Source organism: Oceaniglobus indicus (assembly GCF_002751875.1).
Taxonomy (GTDB): domain Bacteria; phylum Pseudomonadota; class Alphaproteobacteria; order Rhodobacterales; family Rhodobacteraceae; genus Oceaniglobus; species Oceaniglobus indicus.
Map to the genome: position 1 here is coordinate 15,777 of NZ_NMZM01000003.1, position 17,813 is coordinate 33,589.

At 64.9% G+C, this 17,813-nt stretch carries 18 protein-coding genes, 1 tRNA gene and 1 riboswitch; of the genes, 9 read left to right on the forward strand and 10 right to left on the reverse strand.

Going from position 1 to position 17,813, the window contains the following annotated elements:
- The first annotated feature begins 47 nt into the window (after nt 1–47).
- The 5 genes from CFP68_RS05175 to CFP68_RS05195 all read left to right on the forward strand — a co-directional run bounded on the left by CFP68_RS05175 (nt 48) and on the right by CFP68_RS05195 (nt 3,847).
- A complete protein-coding gene (locus CFP68_RS05175; RefSeq protein WP_099825414.1) occupies nt 48–506 on the forward strand; it encodes an RDD family protein in 459 nt (152 codons plus the stop codon).
- A gap of 69 nt (nt 507–575) precedes the next feature.
- Nucleotides 576–1,409 (forward strand): arginyltransferase, encoded by an 834-nt coding sequence (locus tag CFP68_RS05180; RefSeq protein ID WP_099825416.1) that lies wholly within the window; start codon nt 576–578, stop codon nt 1,407–1,409.
- A gap of 171 nt (nt 1,410–1,580) precedes the next feature.
- Nucleotides 1,581–2,018, forward strand: a complete 438-nt coding sequence (gene aroQ / locus CFP68_RS05185) for a type II 3-dehydroquinate dehydratase (protein WP_099826186.1) — start codon at nt 1,581–1,583, stop codon at nt 2,016–2,018.
- Between the two features lie 4 nt (nt 2,019–2,022).
- On the forward strand, nt 2,023–3,054 hold the full coding sequence (locus tag CFP68_RS05190) for a Gfo/Idh/MocA family protein (protein WP_099825418.1): 1,032 nt from the start codon (nt 2,023–2,025) through the stop codon (nt 3,052–3,054).
- A 25-nt stretch (nt 3,055–3,079) separates the two neighbouring features.
- Nucleotides 3,080–3,847 (forward strand): HpcH/HpaI aldolase family protein, encoded by a 768-nt coding sequence (locus tag CFP68_RS05195; RefSeq protein ID WP_338152800.1) that lies wholly within the window; start codon nt 3,080–3,082, stop codon nt 3,845–3,847.
- A 7-nt stretch (nt 3,848–3,854) separates the two neighbouring features.
- Here CFP68_RS05195 and CFP68_RS05200 read toward each other — a convergent pair whose 3' ends face one another.
- The 4 genes from CFP68_RS05200 to CFP68_RS05215 form a co-directional block, all read right to left on the reverse strand.
- Nucleotides 3,855–4,286: a 6,7-dimethyl-8-ribityllumazine synthase gene (locus tag CFP68_RS05200; protein WP_099825421.1), complete on the reverse strand. Its 432-nt coding sequence runs from the start codon at nt 4,284–4,286 to the stop codon at nt 3,855–3,857.
- 78 nt (nt 4,287–4,364) lie between these two features.
- Nucleotides 4,365–4,509, reverse strand: a riboswitch (FMN riboswitch).
- A 124-nt stretch (nt 4,510–4,633) separates the two neighbouring features.
- Nucleotides 4,634–5,680 carry a substrate-binding domain-containing protein gene (locus CFP68_RS05205; protein WP_099825425.1) on the reverse strand — a complete coding sequence of 349 codons (1,047 nt, stop codon included), beginning with the start codon at nt 5,678–5,680 and terminating at the stop codon, nt 4,634–4,636.
- Nucleotides 5,681–5,722: 42 nt separating this feature from the next.
- Nucleotides 5,723–6,718: an ABC transporter permease gene (locus tag CFP68_RS05210; RefSeq protein WP_099825428.1), complete on the reverse strand. Its 996-nt coding sequence runs from the start codon at nt 6,716–6,718 to the stop codon at nt 5,723–5,725.
- Nucleotides 6,715–8,220 (reverse strand): sugar ABC transporter ATP-binding protein, encoded by a 1,506-nt coding sequence (locus tag CFP68_RS05215; RefSeq protein WP_099825430.1) that lies wholly within the window; start codon nt 8,218–8,220, stop codon nt 6,715–6,717. The genes CFP68_RS05210 and CFP68_RS05215 overlap by 4 nt, the downstream gene beginning before the upstream one ends.
- A 112-nt stretch (nt 8,221–8,332) precedes the next feature.
- Between CFP68_RS05215 and mtnK the strand changes: the two genes are divergently transcribed.
- Genes mtnK through CFP68_RS05230 form a run of 3 tightly spaced genes read left to right on the forward strand, consistent with a single transcriptional unit; the run spans nt 8,333 to nt 11,653 of the window.
- Nucleotides 8,333–9,595: an S-methyl-5-thioribose kinase gene (mtnK, locus tag CFP68_RS05220; RefSeq protein ID WP_099825432.1), complete on the forward strand. Its 1,263-nt coding sequence runs from the start codon at nt 8,333–8,335 to the stop codon at nt 9,593–9,595.
- The gene (mtnA, locus tag CFP68_RS05225) at nt 9,592–10,692 is read left to right on the forward strand and encodes an S-methyl-5-thioribose-1-phosphate isomerase (RefSeq protein ID WP_099825435.1); all 1,101 of its coding nucleotides are present in this window, start codon (nt 9,592–9,594) and stop codon (nt 10,690–10,692) included. Before mtnK ends, mtnA begins: the two co-directional genes overlap by 4 nt.
- Nucleotides 10,693–10,696: 4 nt before the next feature.
- Nucleotides 10,697–11,653 (forward strand): sugar-binding transcriptional regulator, encoded by a 957-nt coding sequence (locus CFP68_RS05230; protein ID WP_099825437.1) that lies wholly within the window; start codon nt 10,697–10,699, stop codon nt 11,651–11,653.
- 33 nt (nt 11,654–11,686) lie between these two features.
- Here the strand turns inward: CFP68_RS05230 and CFP68_RS05235 are convergent, their stop codons facing one another.
- The 4 genes from CFP68_RS05235 to CFP68_RS05250 form a co-directional block, all read right to left on the reverse strand.
- Complete coding sequence (locus tag CFP68_RS05235) at nt 11,687–13,180, reverse strand: tripartite tricarboxylate transporter permease (RefSeq protein WP_099825439.1); 1,494 nt, start codon at nt 13,178–13,180, stop codon at nt 11,687–11,689.
- Between the two features lie 33 nt (nt 13,181–13,213).
- A complete protein-coding gene (locus CFP68_RS05240; RefSeq protein ID WP_099825441.1) occupies nt 13,214–13,708 on the reverse strand; it encodes a tripartite tricarboxylate transporter TctB family protein in 495 nt (164 codons plus the stop codon).
- Nucleotides 13,709–13,815: 107 nt separating this feature from the next.
- Complete coding sequence (locus CFP68_RS05245) at nt 13,816–14,775, reverse strand: tripartite tricarboxylate transporter substrate binding protein (protein ID WP_099825443.1); 960 nt, start codon at nt 14,773–14,775, stop codon at nt 13,816–13,818.
- The gene (locus CFP68_RS05250) at nt 14,768–16,195 is read right to left on the reverse strand and encodes an NAD(P)H-dependent oxidoreductase (protein WP_099825445.1); all 1,428 of its coding nucleotides are present in this window, start codon (nt 16,193–16,195) and stop codon (nt 14,768–14,770) included. Before CFP68_RS05250 ends, CFP68_RS05245 begins: the two co-directional genes overlap by 8 nt.
- Before the next feature lie 207 nt (nt 16,196–16,402).
- Here CFP68_RS05250 and CFP68_RS05255 point away from each other — a divergent pair, with 207 nt between their 5' ends.
- Nucleotides 16,403–17,089, forward strand: a complete 687-nt coding sequence (locus CFP68_RS05255; RefSeq protein WP_099825447.1) for a GntR family transcriptional regulator — start codon at nt 16,403–16,405, stop codon at nt 17,087–17,089.
- Nucleotides 17,090–17,117: 28 nt separating this feature from the next.
- Here CFP68_RS05255 and CFP68_RS05260 read toward each other — a convergent pair.
- Both CFP68_RS05260 and CFP68_RS05265 read right to left on the reverse strand, forming a co-directional pair.
- Nucleotides 17,118–17,191, reverse strand: a tRNA-Gly gene (locus tag CFP68_RS05260).
- Nucleotides 17,192–17,247: 56 nt separating this feature from the next.
- Nucleotides 17,248–17,706 (reverse strand): Lrp/AsnC ligand binding domain-containing protein, encoded by a 459-nt coding sequence (locus CFP68_RS05265; protein WP_099825449.1) that lies wholly within the window; start codon nt 17,704–17,706, stop codon nt 17,248–17,250.
- Nucleotides 17,707–17,813 lie beyond the last annotated feature (107 nt).

Here is a 17,813-nt window from a genome sequence, read left to right on the forward strand (position 1 = left end):
CGGGATCCCCCGGGCGGGCCGCACCGAAGATCGCCAGAGAGGCCACAATGTATCCGACTCAAACCGCATATTCCGGCCTGCCCGATCCGGACACCCAGGGCGCATTCTATGCCGACGTTCCGTCCAAGCGCTTTTTCGCGTGGCTGATCGACATCCTGCTGATCGGATTGCTTTCGGTGCTGGTCTTGCCGTTCACGTTGTTCCTCGGGCTGTTCTTCTTCCCGCTGATCTTCATGGTCATCAGCTTCATGTATCGCACCGTTTCGCTGGCCAACCGGTCGGCGACGCCGGGGATGCGCGTCATGGCGATCGAGTTTCGCACCGCCCGGGGCCAGATGTTCGACCTCCCCGCCGCGTTCCTGCACACGGTCGGCTATACCGCCAGCGTCACCGTTTTTCCGGCGCAACTGGTGTCCATCGTGCTGATGCTGACGACGGCTCGCGCCCAGGGCCTGACCGATCATGTCCTTGGCACAGCGGCCATCAACAGGGCGGCCGCGGACTGACCCGCGCGGAAGGGGTTGGCGGATACGGCTTCCGGCGCTAGATTTCGTCCAGCAACATTTCGGAAACCCATGCGCCACACCCTTCCCATCGCGCCGCAGTTCTATGTGACGGCTCCTCAACCATGTCCGTATCTGGACGGGCGGATGGAACGCAAACTGTTCACCGCCCTGACCGGAGAGCATGCCGAAACCCTGAACGATTCCCTGTCGCAGCAGGGGTTCCGGCGGTCGCAGAACGTGCTGTATCGCCCGTCCTGTGCCGAATGTTCGGCCTGCATTTCGGCGCGCATCCGGGTTGCCGATTTCAAACCGTCGCGCACCCAGCGCAAGCTGATGAACCGCAACGCCGACCTGATCCGCAAGGCCACGTCGCCCTGGGCGACCGAAGACCAATACGCGCTGTTCCGCCGTTACCTGGAAAGCCGCCATGCCACCGGCGGCATGGCCGACATGGATATCTTCGAATTCGCCGCGATGATCGAGGAAACGCCGATCCGCAGTCGGGTGGTGGAATATACCCGCCGCGATCCCGACGGCGGACGACCCGATCTGTCGGCCGTTTGCCTGACCGACGTGCTGTCGGATGGGCTGAGCATGGTTTATTCCTTCTACGATCCCGACGACATCGCGGCCAGCCTCGGCACCTACGTGATTCTCGATCATGTCCGCATCGCCCGCGACGCCGGTCTGCCCTATGTTTACCTGGGCTACTGGGTGCCCGGCAGCGCCAAGATGGGCTACAAGTCGCGCTTTTCCGCGCTCGAAGTGTATTTTGGCGGCGCATGGCAGCCGATGGGCGATCCGGCGCGCTATTCCTCCAGCCTGCATCCGTTGTCCACCGATCCCATCGCCGAACAGGTGGCGCGCATCGACCTGCCCGACGGACGCGCCAACAGACCTTGAGCGCGGCGCGACCCGGCCCGCGTGCCCTTGCAAGCGGCGGATGACTGACGCAAGGTTGCGCGCGACGGTGCGACGCGCGGTCACTCTTGTTTATTGACGGTCGCCGCGGCGGCCATGTTTCGTGCGCCGCCCCGCCGGGAATCGGCACGCGCCTGCCCTGGACGCCAAACCATGAAGAAAATCTTTATCCTGAACGGTCCCAACCTGAACCTGCTGGGGCTGCGGCAACCCGAGATCTATGGCCGCGAGACCCTGGCCGATGTCGAATCGCAGTGCGCCGAAATCGGCCGGCCCCTCGGGCTTGAGATCCGTTTGCTGCAAAGCAACTGGGAAGGCCAGATCGTCGACTGGATCCACGAGGCCCGCAATGTGGCCGCCGGGATCATCATCAACCCTGCCGCGCTGACCCATACCTCGGTGGCGGTGCTGGATGCGCTGAACGCCTTTGAAGGCCCCGTGTTCGAGGTGCATATCTCGAACGTGCACAAGCGCGAGTCCTTCCGCCATCATTCGTATGTTTCGCTGCGCGCCGATGGCGTCATCGCGGGCTTCGGCATCGAAGGATATGGCCTGGCCCTGCGCCGGATGGGAACCCTGGTAAACGGATGACATCATGACCGTGCGGATTGCCGTTGCCGGTCTGGGCGTGATCGGCCTGCGCCATGCCGCGGCGTTGATGGGCGCCGACGACGTGACACTGGCCGCCATCGTCGACCCTTGCGACGCGGCGGGCGTCACGGCGGCACGCCACCGCGTTCCGCATTACCGGACGCTCGGCGATCTGATCGCCGCAGCGGATTGCGACGGGGTCATTCTGGCGACGCCCAACGCCCTGCATGTCGAACAGGCGCTGCGCTGTATCGCGGCCGGGTTGCCGTGCCTTGTGGAAAAACCGCTGGCGATCGACATCGCGGGCGCCGAAGCGGTGGTTGCCGCCGCCGAAACGGCCGGCGTGGCCGTCGCGGTCGGCCATCACCGACGCCACAATCCCAGGATCACCACCGCCAAGGCCGCCATTGACGCGGGAAGCCTGGGCCGCATCACGGCGGTGCAAGGCGCTGTATGGCTGTTCAAGCCCGATCCGTATTTCGACATCCCATGGCGACGCGCGCCCGGCGCCGGCCCGATCTACATGAACCTGATCCATGATATCGACGTCCTGCGCCATCTTGTGGGCGACATCGCAGCGGTGCACGCCATGACCGACGGCACCGTGCGCGGCCACGGGATCGAGGAAACCGCCGCGATCCTGCTGCGCTTTGCCAATGGCGCGCTGGGCACACTCAGCGTTTCGGACACGGTGGTCGCCCCGCTGAGTTGGGAGCTGACGGCCCGTGAAAACCCCGCCTATCCGGCCACCGGCGAATCCTGCACGTGGATCGCGGGCACCCATGGAGCGTTGTCGCTGCCCGACGCCGTGCTTTGGCATCAGCCGCACGAGCGGTCGTGGATGAAACCCATCGCCACCAGCCGCCCGGTCACCGATCTGGACGACCCGCTGGTCCGCCAGGTCCGCCAGTTCGCCGCCGTGATCCGGGGCGAAGCCGAACCGCTGGTGTCCGCGGCCGACGGCCTGGCGAACCAGCGCGTGATCGAAGCGGTCCACGCCTCGGCCGCAAGCGGACAGACCGTCGCGATTTACTGACACCGGAACCGCCAACGAAAGGGCCATGACCATGAAACAACCCCAGAACGCGTTCAAATCCGCCATCAAGGCCGGCAAGTCCCAGCTCGGGATCTGGAACTCGATTGCCGAACCCACGGTGATCGAGGCACTGGCAGGTGCGGGGTTCGACTGGGTGCTGATCGATGCGGAACATACGCCGTTGTCCGACGCCGATGTGATGCGCGCGCTTCAGGTCATCGCCGCCTATCCCGAAACCTCGGCCATCGTCCGGCCCGTTGCCAACGACACCGCCGTCATCAAGCGCCTGCTGGACATCGGCGCGCAAACCCTTCTTGTGCCCTATGTCGAAACCCGGGCCGAGGCGCAGGCGGCGGTTGACGCCATGCATTATGGCCCGCGGGGTCTGCGCGGTTACGCGGGGCTGACCCGGTCCAGCCGGTATGGCCAGGTCGAAGGATACGGCACCGGCGCATCCGATCCGCTGTGCCTGCTGTTGCAGGTGGAAACCGCCAAGGGGATCGAAAACCTCGATGCCATCGCGGGTGTCGAAGGGGTGGACGGCGTGTTCATCGGCCCGGCCGACCTTGCCGCGTCCATGGGTCACCCCGGCAACACCGGGCATCCCGATGTGGTCGGGGCCGTGGAACATGCCATCGCCCGCCTGAAAGAGCTGGGGATGCCGGCCGGCTTCCTGTCGCTGGACGATGCCCAGAACGCCCGCTGCATCGAACTGGGCACCACCTTTACCGCGGTCGGTGTCGACATGGCGTTGCTCTTGTCGGGTTTGAAGAACCTGCGCGCCCGCTTCTGACGCGCGATCAGAGACCGGCGGCGGCGCGGGCGTCCAGGATGCCCAGCGCCGCCTGCGCGGCTTCGCGCCCCTTTTCGACGAAATGCGCCCGGAAGATCGCGTCGTGGTGCGCGGTTTCCTGATACTGGTGCGGCGTCAGCGAGACGGACAGCACCGGCACCCCGGTGTCCAGCCCGGCCCGCATCAGCCCGTCCACCACCGCCGCGGCGACGAAATCGTGCCGGTAGATTCCGCCATCGACCACGAAGGCGGCGCAGATCACGGCGGCATAGCGTCCGCTCGCCGCCAGGTCGCGCGCCATCAGCGGCATCTCGAACGCGCCCGGAACATCGAAGGTATCGATCTGGGCCGCCGGGATCAGCGCGGTAAAACCCTCGTGGGCGCGGTCGACGATATCGGCGTGCCAACGGGCCTTGATGAAAGCGAAACGTGGGGGCATCGATGCAATCCTCTCATATCCCGTTCCGTGAGAGGCGATTGCACGACGTCCGCCCGGCCCCCTGGGGCCGGTCGTCAGGCATGCTCTCTTTCATCCGGACTGTGACCGTCGGCTCGGGAGTTGCACCCGATCTGCTGACCCTTTCCAGCGAAAGGCGCTCGCGGGCTTGCGGGTGAAACCGCTTACCGCCGGTGGGGAATTGCGCCCCGCCCCGAGAACGCCGTTCTTGTCGGCCAGGACAGGGCAAGATGCAAGCCCCGGCCTCGCGTCAGGCGGGGGCCGCGGCCGGGGGCTTGCCCCGACCGCGCGGGCGGGTCCGGCGGCATACGCGCGCCGGACCCAATCGATCACCGCTCGGGCATCGGCATCCAGTCGGGCATTGCGACGTCGGCATGGGCGAACGACGGAACCGAAGCGCCCAGTTCTTCCATGTTGCTGATATCGCCGTCGTTCAGCATCTTCTGGGTGATCAGCGTGGGCGGCACGACGACCGACGCGCCCGGCTCTTCCCCGGCCAGCATCATCGCCAGCGTGCGCACCGAAACCTCGCCCACCACGGCGGGGTTGGTGGCGACGGTGGCCACCCAGGCGCTGTCGGGTTCGCGCATGGCGGAAATGTCGGCGGTCGAGATGTCGGCCGAATAGATCTTGATGTCCTGGGTCAACCCGGCCTCGTCCACCGCGATCTTCACGCCCTTGGCGAATTCATCGAAGGGCGCGAACATGACGGTGATGTTCGGGTTCGCCTGCAACACGGAACGCGCCTGGTTGGCGACCGAGTTGGCGATGGGGTTGTCCAGCGTGCCGAACTGCGCGACCTCCTCGATTCCGGGGTTCGCCTCTTTCACCTCTTGCCAGGCCACGTCGCGACGATCCAGCGGGGCGATGCCGGGCACATAGACGTAACCCGCCTGCCATTCGGTGCCGTTGTCCTCGATCGCCTGGTCCAGCGCCAGCTTGCCCAGCTGGTAGTCCGACTGTTCGATCTGGGGGATCGCCTCGTTCTCGACGTCGACATCGAAGGCGACGACCTTGATGCCCGCGTCCAGCGCGCGCTGCGCGACTTCCTTGATCGATTCGGTCAGCCCGTGCTGAATGATGATCCCGTCCACGCCCAGCGCGATGGCCTGATCCACCATGTCGGCCTGCAACGCCGCGTCCTGGCGGCTGTCGAGGACGCGCAGATCGACGCCCAGCGCGGCGGCCTGCTTTTCGACGCCCGACAGATAGGCCTGGAAGAAGTCGCCGGTAGACAGGTAACGCACCAGCGCGATCTTGACGTCGGCGGCATTGTCGAAGGGCGCCGGCATGTCCTGGGCCATGGCGGCCCCGCCCGCGAAGGTCAGCGCCGTGGCGCCCATGAGATGAAGAAAGCTGCGTCTGATGATGGTCATTTGGTATCCTCCCGATTGAACCATGCGTTTGGACTTCGCCCGTCAGCCTTTTGTTTTCATCCGGTTTGACAGGGCGAAGGTGAAGACGAGCGCGACGACAAGAACCGCGCCCTTGACGAAATCCTGCGTGTAATAGGGCGCGTTCATCATCGTCAGACCCTGCAACAGGATCCCGACGAACAGCGCCCCGACCGCCGTGCCGAAGGCGTTCGGCTTGGCCGCGCCCAGCACCGCGAAACCGATCAGCGCCGCCGCCACCGCATCCAGCAACAGGTTGTTGCCCGACGCGATGTCACCGCGGCCCAGCCGTCCGGCCAACAGGATGCCCCCGATCGACGCCAGAACGCCCGAGATCATGTAGGCGGCCACCTTGTACCGCTCGACGTTGGCGCCCGCCAGTCCGGCGGCCCGGGCGTTGGACCCGATGGCATACATCATCCGCCCATGGCGCGTGAAGCTGAGGAAGATCCAGATCAGCAGGCCGACCACCACGAACACCACCACCGGCATCGGGATCAGGTTCGGCAGCACGAAATCGAAGCGGTGCCGCCCCAGCCACAGGAAAGCGGCGGAAAATGTGCCCTCGGCAGTGGAGCCATCGGGCAGGGTCATGCCGGTCGAAATCGAACGCCCCTCGGTCGGGATGCGCTGGACACCGATCAGCAGGAACATCATGCCAAGGGTCGCCAACAGGTCCGGTACCTTGAACTTGACGATCAGCAGGCCGTTCACCAGCCCCACGAACGCCCCCATCGCCAGACACAGCGCGACGGCGACGATGGCGGGCTGTTCCAGCACCACCATGGAATAGGACGACAGCATCAGCGCCGACGTCGCGACCGACCCGATGGACAGGTCGAACCCGTCCACCACCAGCGTGCAGGTCACGCCCAGGGCCAGGATGCCGGTGATCGCCACCGACTGAAAGATGAAGACCGCGCTGCGCGGGCCGAAGAATCCGTCGGCGAAGACGCTGAAATAGATCAGCAATCCCGCCAGAAGCGCAAGGAAGCCGTATTTGATGGCGATGCGGGTCATGGATGCGCTCCGGTCGTTCCGCCCGAAACCTGGGCGATGATGGCAGACAGATCGGCGGTGCGGCTGTCATGCACGCCCGCCATTTCGTATTCGTGAAGCACGACGATGCGGTCCGCGATTTCCAGTGCTTCGTCCAGTTCCGACACGAAAACCAGGGTCGCGCGTTCGGCCGCCGTCGCGCGGATATGGGCGCCGATGTCGCGGCGGGCCTTGATGTCGACGCCCTGGAACGGTTCGTCCAGCACCAGAACGCGGCAGGGTTCCAGCAGCCAGCGCGCCACCATCACCTTTTGCTGATTGCCCCCCGACAGCGACCCGATATCGTCGCCCTCGGACTGACAGACGACACCCAGCGTTTCGATCATCCCGGCCGTCGCGCGGCGCTGTTCGCGGCCGCGCAGGAACGACAGGCGCGAAAACCGCCGCAGGAACGGCAGGGTCATGTTGCCGGTCAGATCGAAAGACGGCACCACCGCGTTGTCGGCGCGGTCCTTGGGGCACAGGTGCACGCCCTTGGCGATGGCATCGCCGGGGCCGCCGGGACAGTAGGACGCTCCGTCCAGCCGCACCTCGCCACCCGCGGACTTGAACAAACCGAACAATATACCGGCAAGTTTTGTTTTTCCGCTGCCCAACAACCCAGTAATTGCGACAATCTCGCCCTTGTGGGCGGTCAGGTCGATGCCTGTGGCGCCGGGCTGCAACTGCAACCCGCGCAGCTCGAGAACGGGGGCGCCGCGGGTGGCGTCGGACAGGCTCACGTCGGTCATCGCGTGACCCAGCATCGCCGTGACCGCGCCTTCGTAATCCAGCGGTGCCGTGTCGAAGGTGCCCGACACCTGCCCGTCGCGCATCGACACGATCCGGTCGGCAATGCGGCGGATGTCCGACACCCGGTGCGAGATATAGAGGATCGCCACACCGGTTTCGCGCAACCGGTCGATCAGGGCGAACAGCCGCTCGGCCTCGGTCGCGGACAACGACGATGTCGGCTCGTCCAGGATCAGAACCCGGGGCGATTTCGCCATGGCGCGGGCGATCGCGATCATCTGCCGGTCCGCCAGGCCCAGGTCGGCCATCGGGGCGGTCACGTCCAGATCCAGCCCCATCAGGCGGGCGACCTCCTGCGCCTCGCGCCGCAGGGCCGCGCGACGCACGAAAACGCCGTGCCCCGGATCGGCAAGCCGGTCCAGCAGCAGGTTCGACGCCACGTCCAGCCCCGTCACGACGCCATCGGCGATGGACTGGTGCACGGTGACGACACCCTGCGCAATCGCATCGCGCGGCCCGTCGGGCGCATAGGGCGCCCCGTTCAGACGCAATGTACCGGCGTCCGGCTTGTGAACTCCGCTCAGCACCTTGACGAGGGTGGATTTGCCCGCACCGTTGGCGCCCATCAGGACGGTCACCTGTCCCGCCGGAAGGTGCAGCGAAATGTTGCGCAAAACCCGGTTCGGGCCGAAGGACTTGCTTATTCCTATGATGTCGCAGGCTGATGTCATCCGGTTCTCCACTGCGGCAACCGTATGCAGCGATTGGCAAATGTCAACTAGATTGACAATTGTCGCATTTTGCTTTGTCCTTCCGCCAGGCGGCACTGACGGGAGAAGGTCCATGACGGCCAGAAACGACTATGAACCACTGAGCGAAGACAGCTTGCGGGCGCGCATCGGCGCCATTGCGGATGTCGCGAAACGCCTTGGGAACGCCCCCGAAGACTGGGGCGTGCGCGAAGTGGGCGACGGCAACCTGAACCTGGTGTTCATCGTCGACGGCGCAGACGCCAGCGTGATCGTCAAGCAGGCCCTGCCCTATGTGCGTCTTGTCGGCGATTCCTGGCCCCTGCCCCTGTATCGCGCCTATTTCGAACACGAGGCGCTGAGCCGGCAGGCCGTCCGCGATCCCGGTTCGGTGCCCGAAATCTATCATTTCGACCCCGATCAGGCGTTGATCGTGATGGAGTTCCTGTCGCCCCACACAATTCTGCGCCAGAAGCTGATTCGCGGCGAAACGGTCGCCGGGCTGGCCGATTTCCTGGGCGATTTCTGCGCGCGCACCGCCTTTCGGGGTTCGGAACTGTCGATGGACAGCGGCGCGAAGAAGGCCGATGTCGCCATCTTCGCGGGCAACGTCGCGATCCCGGCCATCACCGAAGCGCTGGTCTTTACCGATCCCTATTTCGCCGCCGAGATGAACCATCACACGCCCGGCCTGGACGGTGTCATTGCCCGGTTGCGTGGCGATGTCGCCCTGAAGATCGAGGCCCAGCGCATGTTGCAGGCCTTCGCCTCGAACACCGAAACCATGGTGCATGGCGATCTGCATTCCGGATCGCTGATGTGCACCGACGCGGAAACCAAGGTGATCGACCCCGAATTCGCGCAGTATGGCCCGCTGGGCTTTGATATCGGCATGCTGATCGCCAACCTTCTGATGGCGTATTTCAGCCAGCCGGGCCACCGCGACGAAACCGCCTGCGCCGACATGCAGGGCTGGATCCTGTCGGTGATCGACGGCACGCGCGACCGCTTCAACACCGAATTCCGCCACCTTTGGTCCAGCGAACGCACCGGCATGTTGTATCCGGCGACGCTGTTCGAGGATCAAGGCCACGATTCGACCCCCGCCTGTGACCGGGTGTTGAAAGACCTCTGGGCCGACGCCATGGGCATCGCGGGCATCGAGATGCACCGCCGTTGTCTGTCGCTGGCCCATAACGCCGACTTCGAGGATATCGAGGATCCGGCCATTCGCGCCCCGCTTGAGGCGCGCAACCTGATGATGGGACGTGAACTGGTTCTGTCGCGGTTCGACACTGATCTGCCCGGCCGCATCGGCGCCATCGCCCGCCGCCACAACGAGGAGAACTTCCTGTGAAAGTCAACGGCACCCCCTATCGGTCACTCTGGTGGAACGACGAGACGCAAAAGCTCGAGATCATCGACCAACGCTGGTTACCCCATGATTTCGTGACGCAATCCGTCGACACGATGGAAGAATTCGCCGATGCCATCGTCGAGATGCGCGTGCGCGGCGCCCCGCTGATCGGGGCGACGGCGGCTTACGGCATGGCGTTGCAGATGAAGCTGGATCCATCGGACGACGCCATGGAAAAGGCGTGGGAGTATCTGCACGACACAAGGCCCACCGCGATCAACCTGCGCTGGGCGCTGAACCGCGCGCGCAGCCATCTGCAACCGCTGCCCGAAAGCGAACGGGCGGCGGCCGCGCTGAAACTGGCGCACGAGATCGCCGACGAGGATGTCGAGATCAACCGCGCCATTGGTCGCCACGGGCTTGAGATCATCAAGGCCATCGCGGCGAAGAAGCCGAAGGGCGAACCGGTCAACATCCTGACCCATTGCAACGCCGGCTGGCTGGCGACCGTCGACTGGGGCACCGCGACCAGCCCGATGTATCACGCCCACGAGGCGGGGATTCCGATCCACGTCTGGGTCGATGAAACACGCCCCCGCAACCAGGGCGCGCTGACGGCGTGGGAGCTGAACAGCCACGGCATCCCCCACACCTATGTCACCGACAACGCGGGCGGCCATCTGATGCAGCACGGCCAGGTCGACATGGTCATCACCGGCACCGACCGCACCACGCGGCGCGGCGACGTGTGCAACAAGATCGGCACCTATCTCAAGGCACTGGCGGCCCGTGACAACAACGTGCCGTTTTACGTCGCCCTGCCCTCACCGACCATTGACTGGACGGTGTCCGATGGCGTGGCCGAGATCCCGATCGAGGACCGCAAGGAGCGCGAGATCACGCACATCTGGGGCCGCAACGACGCCGGCAAACTGGCAGAGGTTCAGGTGACGCCCGACGGCACCCCCGGCGGCAACCCGGCGTTCGATGTCACGCCGGCGCGGTTGATCACCGGGCTGATCACCGAACGTGGCGTGGTCGACGCCGAGGAAACCGCGATGCTGGAGATGTTCCCAGAATTTCGCGCGGCGTCCTGACACCGTGGAACGGCGGTCGCGCGCCCGGATCGAAGGCCAGATCACCGAAGCGGCGTGGCTGTATTACCACGACGACCTGAACCAGAACGACATCGCGCGACGCCTTGGCGTGTCGCGCGCGACCGTCGCCAACTATCTGTCCGAAGCGCGGCGCAAGGGGCATGTCCGCGTATCCCTGACGCCCGAGGCATTCGGCACCCATTCGTTGGCCCGTGATCTGGTTGCGCATTTCGGCCTGACCGGTGCGCTTGTGGTGCCGCCGGGCGCCGGCGACCGGGCCGACGCCTTGCGTCGCACCGCGCGGGCCTGCGCCGATTGGCTGCCCGACCTGATGGCGCCCGGTGATCGGCTGGGCGTCAGCTGGGGTGAAACGGTATTTCTGGTGTCCGAGGCCGCCGAACGCATGTCGCTGCCCGATCTGACCATCGTGCAGATGGTTGGGTCACGCGCCACACCGCTGGGCTTTGCGGCGGAAACCTGCTCGGCCAACCTGGCGCGTCGGTTCGGCGCGGGTTGCGTCAACTTGCACGCGCCCCTGATCGTGGGCGACGCCGACCTGGCCGCCCGCTTGCGGGCTGAACCCGTGATCGCCGAACAGCTGGCTGCCATCGCCACCTGCAACAAGACGTTGTTCGCCGCGGGATCGTGCACGCTGAACAGCCATATCGTGAAGAACGGCGTCGTCACCCCCGACCTGCTGGCCGATTATGTCGCACGCGGTGCGCAGGCGGTGCTGTGCGGCCGGTTCATCGACGGCGACGGCATACCGATCCCCGGCGAAATGGACGACCGCATGATCGGGGTCGAGCTTCCGACCATGCCGGGCAAGGACATGGGGCTTCTGGTGTCGTCGGGTCCCGACAAGGTGGCGCCGATCCGCGCCGCGATCCGGGGCGGTTTCGCCACCCATCTTGTCACCTGCTGGGCCACGGCCGAGGCATTGCTGGGCGCCCCGGCCTGAGGCGGGCAACGGCGCCCGCCGCCTTGATTTACCCTATGCCCCGCCGCCGAACCGGGCGCGCCTGCGCCGCAGGATCGGCGCCACGATCGTGCCGGCCACCAACGCCACCGCGATCAGCAAAAGGATCGCGCTGATCGGTCGGGTCACGAAGATCGACGGATCGCCCTGCGACAGGGCCAGCGACCGGCGCAACTCGCTTTCGGCAATCGGCCCCAGGACCACCCCGAGGATGATCGCCACCAGCGGAAAGCCGATCTTTTCCAGGAGAAAGCCCGCGACGCCGAAGCCCAGCATCAGCCAGACATCCATCATCGAGTTCTGCACCGAATAGGTGCCCACCACGCAGCAGATCACGATGATCGGCCCCAGCACCGAATAGGGAACGTCCAACACCTTGGACAGGACCGCGATGAAGGGCTTGGAAAACACCAGGATCATCACGTTCACCAGCAACAGGCCGACGAACACCGCATAGATCAGATCGCTGTTGCCCGCCATGAAGGTCGGCCCCGGCGTCAGGCCGTGAACGATGAACGCCCCCAGGATCACCGCCGTCGTGCCCGAACCGGGGATGCCCAGCGCGAACAATGGCACAAGCGCGCCCATGGCGGCGGCGTTGTTCGCCGCTTCGGGCGCGGCGATGCCTTCCGGCGCGCCCTTGCCGAAACGGCTGCGATCCTTCGACCAGCGCACCGTCTCGCTATAGCTGACCATGGCGGCGGTCGAGGCGCCGATGCCGGGGAGGATCCCGATCGCCGTGCCCAGGATGGACGACCGGATGATCGTCGTGCGGATCTGGCGGATCACCGGCCAGTCCAGGATCTTGATCTTGAACGACTTGGCGGCCAGGTGGACATCGCCCTCCTGACAGCGCTTCAGCACTTCGGAGATGGCGAACAGGCCGATGATCACGGGAATGAGGTTCACCCCGCCCATCAGATGCAGGCTGCCGAACGTGAACCGGATCGTGCCGGTCAGCGGGTCGATACCGACCGACGCGACCATCAGTCCGATGCAGACCCCGATCAGGCCCAACAGCAGGTTGCCGCCCAGGGATGCGACAACCGTCAGCCCGAGAACCGCCAGGGCGAAGAATTCGGGCGACGAGAAACGCAAGGCCATGTCGGCCAGAAACGGCGTCGCCACGACCAGCACGATCGTGCCGAACATGCCACCCACGGCCGATGACAGGATGCCGATGCCCAATGCCTTGCCGGCCTCGCCCCGCTGGGTCATCGGATAGCCGTCGATGGCGGTCATCACGGCCTCGGGCGTGCCGGGCGCGCGATAGAGGATCGCGGTGATCAGGCCCGAGAACACGCTGGACGCATAGATCGCGGTCAACAGCATGAACGCCCCGGTCGGTTCCATCGAATAGGTCACCGGCAACAGGATGACCACCAGGATGACGCCGCTGATCCCCGGCAGGGCCCCGCCGACAAAGCCGATCAGCACGGCCGAGGTCAGGATCAGAAGGTTGATCGGTTGCAGGACGACCCCGAAGCCGCCGAGAAGATCTTGAAACATTGCGGGCCCTTTCCGGCGGATGTTCAGGGTGTGTCAGGGAAGCGGAATGCTCAGCAGGCGGTCAAAGCCCAGTGCGACCAGCGCGGTGGCGGCCACGGTCGTCAGACCGATCCGAAGCGGCCGACGCTCTCCCAACACGATGTTGACGGCAATCGCAAACACGGCTGTCGCCAACAGATAGCCGGTGAACTGCATCGCGACGGTATAGGCGATCGTCAGCGCCAGAACGATGATGTGGCGCCACGGATGCACAACCGGACCATCGGCGGCCATGTCGGTGCCTGTGCCGGTGTCGGCGTCCGCCTCCGACATCTCGCCCGGCACGAAGAAATGCGCACCCCTGGCGAAAAGCAGCACGAACATGACCGCGACCAGCGCCAGCATGATGATCAGGATTCCCAGGGGCCACGTGCGCGGCCCGATCAGGGTCGTCACCTCGGCCCCGCCCGGCAGTTGGATCGCCTGCCAGAGCAGATACAGCCCGATCACGGCCGTGGCGGTGGCAAACGCATACAGGCGTGCAGTCATGACTTGGACCCTTGCTGAAGATCCGGATCAGCGATGACCCGGGTTCGGAATTGACGGGCCAGGCCCGCGCCCGAGACGTCGGACGCGGGCCTGGCCGCGGGATCAGATCACATGTCTTCCATCAGCTTTTCGAAGAACGCGAGGTCCTTTTCGAGCGCGGCACGATAGTCGTCGCTGCCCAGCCAGCCGGGACGCACGTCCAGGTTGGAGCGCTTGGCATAGGTCTGATATTCCTCGGAGTCGAAGATATCCTTGAACGCCGCCTCGATGGCCGAAATGATCGCGGGGTCGGTTTCGGCGTTGATGAAGACGCCGCGTTCGTTGCCGAAGGTCAGATCCCAGCCGTTTTCGACCGTGGTCGGGATGTCCGGATAAGCCTCGAGCCGTTCGGCGGCGAAGGCCAGGATCGGTTTCATCTCGCCCGATTCCATGTAACCCTGGATGGCGCTGATCTCGTTCATCATGCCGTCGACGTTACCGCCCAGCAGGCTGGCAGCGGCGCTGCCTTCGTTGTCGTAGGGAATGTAGTTCAGGTTCAGCCCGCTCTGTTCGTTCAGGCCCAGAAACGCCATCCGGTCGACACTGGCTGCGTGGGTGCCGCCGATGACCACCTTGTCGCCGTTTTCGCGGGCATAGGCCATGAAATCCTCAAGCGTCTCATGCTTCTCGGGATTGACGACCAGCATCATCACGTCCGACTGCATCCGCGCCACCGGCGTCAGCTTGTCCAGGCCGACGGGGTTCTGCCCGGCCGCACGGCTGGTGATGAAGGTCGACGAGGCAAAGTCCAGCGACGTGCCGTCCGGCTTGCTGTTGGCCGTGCGCTGGTGCGCCAGGACGCCCGACGCGGACGGCAGGTTGATGACCGTGATCTTCGTGTTCAGACGCTCTTCCAGCATCGGCTGGATCGTGCGGGTGAAGTTGTCGGTTCCGCCCCCGGCACCTGCCGCAACGAAGGCGGTCATTTTTTCCGGCTGAAAGTCGCTGTCCTGGGCCAGAGCGGGCGCAGCAAGCGCCATGGCGGCCATGACCGGCCCGACGACAAGTTTACGGATAGAATTATGCATGTCTTTCCTCCCTTGGGTTTACTGCATCTTCGTCTTTCACGGCGAACCTTCGATCCTGAAGCGCGCGCAGAGCGACAAGCGGGCTGTCCTGATCGATATGAAGGTCGCGCATCCTGATGGGTTGGCCGGCCTTGACGGCCGCGCGCAAACGGCAGTTCGACGCCAGATAGAAGGGTGCGGCACTGTCGTCGTCCAACGGACCCGCCGGCACGATCCGCGACGACACGCCGTCGATCGAATGGTGATGGCCGCCCATGGCCAGATGCGCACCGGCATCGAAATCACGATCGGCAACCGCGATCAGATCGGCGTGGTGATGCGGCACCTGCGCCCCCGACGACACGCCGTTCAGCGCGACCTCGAAAATGCTCGTTGCGGCCTCCATCCCCAGAAGGTGACGCGGCAGATAGATCATCGCCGTCCGGCCGTTCCGGCTGAGGACGTGACCCTTGGCGCGCAGCATCTCCCAGGTTTCGGCATCCTTGCAGCGCACGACGACGAATACGCCGCCGGCAAAACTGATCTCGTCCGGGCGGCGCAGGCAATGGAACACGTCCAGCACGCCGCCACGCGACAGGATCCCGCCGTCGCCCACCTCGCACAGGATCGACGGCACCTCGTCGATCCGCGCGATCGGGCAATGCAGATCGGGCCGGTCGGGCAGCATTTCGCAGGCGTTGGCCACCACGGTCATCTCGCACAGGTCGGGCACCGCCCGTTGCGGCAACGCGGCCGCGGCACGGGTGCGGCGCGCGACCATATCGGCGCAATCCGCTTCGCCCAGCACCTCGAGCCCGGCAAAATCCGGCACGTCATACGAGACGCCATCGCAGGTGATCGTCCCGGCGTCGGGATCATGGATCATGTCGTATTCGCTGGATTTTCCGGCCGCCACGATCTCGAGCCCCAGAACCTGGGCCCATGTGATGAGCCCGATCAGAAGGCTGGGCTGGTCGCCGTCCACCGGCGTCACGATCACGCCGGCATCGCGCGCCATGGCCGCCAGACCCGGCCCTACGACGCTGTCGACCTCTTTCGACACCATCGCGACATGATGGCCCGCCTCGATCGCCAACCGCGCGTGACGCGCCCCGACCACCGGATCGCCGGTCGCCTCGACCACGACATCGACCGGCAGGTCCATGACGATGTCGCACGTCCCGGCGGCAATGAACGCACCGTCCGTCCAGGCCCGTGCGGCGGCTTCGGCGTCGTGACAGATACGGATCCGGTCCGGCGCGATGCCGACACTGCGCAGGCTTTCGGCGGCGACGTCACCGCTTACATCGACGGCAACCCGCACCGACAACCCCGGAACAACCAACCCCTGCGCCAGGAAGCTGCGGCCGAAACCGCCGGTTCCGACGATGCAGCACTCGACCGTGCGCCCCTTGCGGTCAAAATAGGTATGGTAATTCATCCGTACGTTCCGTTCGTTCGTCGCCAGCCCCGAAACGGGGTTGTCGGCCCAAGATCATCCCGGCTTTGCATGCAAAAATGATCTTTTATGATCTATCAGCACGATATTCACCGTATGAGCGGAACATTGCATGCAAAACCGCATCCGTCAAACCATTGTTTGAATTTCGGGCGGGGCCGGTTTAACTGCCTGAAATCGGAGGATCCCATGGAAGACCGCCCCCCTGTCAGTGAGCCGCCCCGCGGGCAGCGTTCGGTTTTCGTGGCCGACCATGTCCGCGACCTGATCGTGAGCGGCAAGCTCAAGCCCGGCAGCCGAATCAGCGAACGGGTGCTGGTCGAAAAGCTCCAGATCTCGCGCACGCCGCTGCGCGAAGCCTTCAAGGTTCTCGAAGGCGAGGGCCTGGTTTCAATCCGACCCAACGCCGGTGCGACGGTTGTGGCGCTGACGCTGGAAGCGGTCGAGGATTCGCTCGAGATCCTGATCGGCCTGGAAAGCATCGGGGCCGAGCGCACGGTGAAACGCGCAACCCCCGAGGCCATCGACGAGATCTCGCACCTCCACGACCAGATGGTCGCGGCCTATGAAAAGCGCGAGCTGATGACGTATTTCCACCTGAACCAGGAAATTCACCAGAAGATCATCGATGCCGCCCAGAACGAAGCTTTGTCGCGGGTCTATGCCGGTGAATCCGCGCGCATCAGACGGTTTCGCTTTGCCGGCAACCACGACGTGGCGCGCTGGGAGCGCGCGGTTCTGGAGCATACCCAGATTCTGGATGCCCTTGTCCGGCGCGAGGGGCCGCTTCTGCGCGAGATCCTGCGCGCCCACCACCTGTCGGGATGGCGCGCCGCACGGCTGGCCCTGGAACAGGCGCCCGAGACCGACGCATGACGAACAAAGCGTCAGATGCAAAGGGGATTGGAGCGGGTGAAGGGAATCGAACCCTCGTCTGGAGCTTGGGAAGCTCTCGCTCTACCATTGAGCTACACCCGCCTCGGGCCCGTTCTTAATTGCCCCGGTCTTCCGCCACAAGAATTTCTTTACCCGGATCAGACCGCGGCGTCCTTCACCGCCTCCATCGCGACATAGGTCGAGGTATGCGCGACATGGGGCAGTTGGGATATCCGATCGCCCAAGACCGCGCGATAGCTGACCATGTCCGCCGTGCGCACCTTCAACAGGTAATCGAATGCCCCCGCGATCATGTGGCATTGCTCGATCTCGCCGATGGTCACGACCGCGGCATTGAACGCCGCCAGCGCCGCCTCGCGGGTATCGGTCAGCTTGACCTCGACAAAGGCGACGTGTTCGCGTCTCAGGCGCACGGGGTCGAACAGGGCGCGATAGCCGGTGATGACCCCTTCGGATTCCAGTCGTTTCAGCCGCGCTTGGGTCGGTGATTTCGACAGACCGATCCGACGCGCCATGTCGGTGACACTGATCCGCCCGTCGGTGGCCAGCACCGCGAGAATCGCGCGATCGAATCGGTCAAGGATGTAGTCGTTCATTCGGCCTGTCTTTCCTGCGCAAATCGGGCGCCTTTCCCGAGTTTTGCCGATTTACGGGCAACAGTCATTGGCAATTCGCGCTAGTATCGGAAAAAATGCACACCATC

What these genes read in the sequence shown, in the direction of transcription:
- CFP68_RS05175 (WP_099825414.1), top strand. Translation starts at nt 48, where the DNA reads ATGTATCCGACTCAAACCGCATATTCCGGCCTGCCCGATCCGGACACC.
- CFP68_RS05180 (WP_099825416.1), top strand. Translation starts at nt 576, where the DNA reads ATGCGCCACACCCTTCCCATCGCGCCGCAGTTCTATGTGACGGCTCCT.
- aroQ (WP_099826186.1), top strand. Translation starts at nt 1,581, where the DNA reads ATGAAGAAAATCTTTATCCTGAACGGTCCCAACCTGAACCTGCTGGGG.
- CFP68_RS05190 (WP_099825418.1), top strand. Translation starts at nt 2,023, where the DNA reads ATGACCGTGCGGATTGCCGTTGCCGGTCTGGGCGTGATCGGCCTGCGC.
- CFP68_RS05195 (WP_338152800.1), top strand. Translation starts at nt 3,080, where the DNA reads ATGACCATGAAACAACCCCAGAACGCGTTCAAATCCGCCATCAAGGCC.
- CFP68_RS05200 (WP_099825421.1), bottom strand. Translation starts at nt 4,286, where the DNA reads ATGCCCCCACGTTTCGCTTTCATCAAGGCCCGTTGGCACGCCGATATC.
- CFP68_RS05205 (WP_099825425.1), bottom strand. Translation starts at nt 5,680, where the DNA reads ATGACCATCATCAGACGCAGCTTTCTTCATCTCATGGGCGCCACGGCG.
- CFP68_RS05210 (WP_099825428.1), bottom strand. Translation starts at nt 6,718, where the DNA reads ATGACCCGCATCGCCATCAAATACGGCTTCCTTGCGCTTCTGGCGGGA.
- CFP68_RS05215 (WP_099825430.1), bottom strand. Translation starts at nt 8,220, where the DNA reads ATGACATCAGCCTGCGACATCATAGGAATAAGCAAGTCCTTCGGCCCG.
- mtnK (WP_099825432.1), top strand. Translation starts at nt 8,333, where the DNA reads ATGACGGCCAGAAACGACTATGAACCACTGAGCGAAGACAGCTTGCGG.
- CFP68_RS05235 (WP_099825439.1), bottom strand. Translation starts at nt 13,180, where the DNA reads ATGTTTCAAGATCTTCTCGGCGGCTTCGGGGTCGTCCTGCAACCGATC.
- CFP68_RS05240 (WP_099825441.1), bottom strand. Translation starts at nt 13,708, where the DNA reads ATGACTGCACGCCTGTATGCGTTTGCCACCGCCACGGCCGTGATCGGG.
- CFP68_RS05245 (WP_099825443.1), bottom strand. Translation starts at nt 14,775, where the DNA reads ATGCATAATTCTATCCGTAAACTTGTCGTCGGGCCGGTCATGGCCGCC.
- CFP68_RS05250 (WP_099825445.1), bottom strand. Translation starts at nt 16,195, where the DNA reads ATGAATTACCATACCTATTTTGACCGCAAGGGGCGCACGGTCGAGTGC.
- CFP68_RS05255 (WP_099825447.1), top strand. Translation starts at nt 16,403, where the DNA reads ATGGAAGACCGCCCCCCTGTCAGTGAGCCGCCCCGCGGGCAGCGTTCG.
- CFP68_RS05265 (WP_099825449.1), bottom strand. Translation starts at nt 17,706, where the DNA reads ATGAACGACTACATCCTTGACCGATTCGATCGCGCGATTCTCGCGGTG.